Origin of the sequence: Nocardia sp. NPDC060220 (assembly GCF_042727815.1) — a bacterium.
Lineage (GTDB): Bacteria > Actinomycetota > Actinomycetes > Mycobacteriales > Mycobacteriaceae > Nocardia.
The window spans coordinates 1-1,190 of the sequence record NZ_JBHWZY010001335.1; the positions used below are offsets into that span (position 1 = coordinate 1).

Annotated in this window: 1 protein-coding gene and 1 pseudogene; one reads left to right on the top strand and one right to left on the bottom strand. The window is 66.6% G+C overall.

Going from position 1 to position 1,190, the window contains the following annotated elements; genetic code table 11:
* Nucleotides 1–508 (bottom strand): annotated as a pseudogene (locus ACFWF3_RS36550) (hypothetical protein); the annotation flags it as partial.
* A gap of 194 nt (nucleotides 509–702) precedes the next feature.
* Here ACFWF3_RS36550 and ACFWF3_RS36555 point away from each other — a divergent pair.
* Nucleotides 703–1,190, top strand: a 488-nt coding sequence (locus tag ACFWF3_RS36555; protein WP_379318784.1) for a TerD family protein, incomplete at its 3' end; no start/stop codon positions are given.

Sequence of the window (1,190 nt, forward strand, 5' to 3'; positions counted from 1 at the left end):
CATTCAGCCTCCTTACACCCGCGGAGATCGAGGGGTAATTCTCGAATCCGGACGACGCCGCGGCGGCCAGCACCTGTTCGCCCTCGGCCCGCACGTGTGTCAGCAACTGCGGCACCGACGCTCGCACAGTCGCGGCTTCGGCGAGGCCGGCGCGGTGCGCGTTGTAGAAATCGTCGACCCCGCGCGCGGCCTCGTTCAGCTGCCGGACCAACGCGTCCGCCCTGGCCGGACCGTCCGCGATCGGGGTGCCCGCGGCCTCGGCGGCGTCGAGTTCCTCGGTGAAACTCAGATACGCGCCCGCCGCGGCGTAGCACCGCGCCCGCACCGGCTCCCAGACCGCGCCGATCCGGCGGTCGGGGAAGACCTGCTCACTGGCCACCACGCCCGCCTCCGCCGCCGTCTGCCTGCGATCCATATCCAGGAAGGCGGCCGACGCCGCGGCCCGCGCCCCGCTGATCCACTCATGATCCGCCCCCGATCTGAACCATCCGCGTCTGCGAGGTGTCACCGGCACATCCCCTTTCCGAACCACGGCCGCGGTTCGCCCACTCACTGCCGTCGATGGTAGGAGATTCACCCCGTTAACCTGGGCTGCAGACGGTTCCTACGCAAGATCCACGAAACCTATTACTGTCGTAGCGGTACCCGGCGATTCGGACATGCTGGGAAACGACACACCGGACTAATCGAAGGGATTCCCGCATGGGTGTCAGTCTGTCCAAGGGCGGCAACGTTTCGCTGAGCAAAGAGGCTCCGGGCTTGACCGCGGTCTCGGTCGGCCTCGGCTGGGACGTGCGCACTACCACCGGCACTGACTTCGACCTCGACGCGAGCGCCATCGCGACCGGCGCCGACAAGAAGGTCGTCTCCGACAAGCACTTCGTCTTCTTCAACAACCTGAAGTCCCCCGAGGGCGCCATCGAGCACAAGGGCGACAACACCACGGGCGAGGGCGAAGGCGACGACGAGGTCATCGACGTCGACCTCGCCAACACCCCGCCGACCATCGAGAGCATCTTCTTCCCGGTATCGATCTACGATGCCGAGACTCGCTCACAGTCGTTCGGTCAGGTACGCAACGCCTACATCCGCGTGGTCAACAAGGCCAACGGCACCGAGCTCGCCCGCTACGACCTGTCCGAGGACGCCTCGACCGAGACCGCTATGGTCTTCGGCGAGCTGTACCGCAA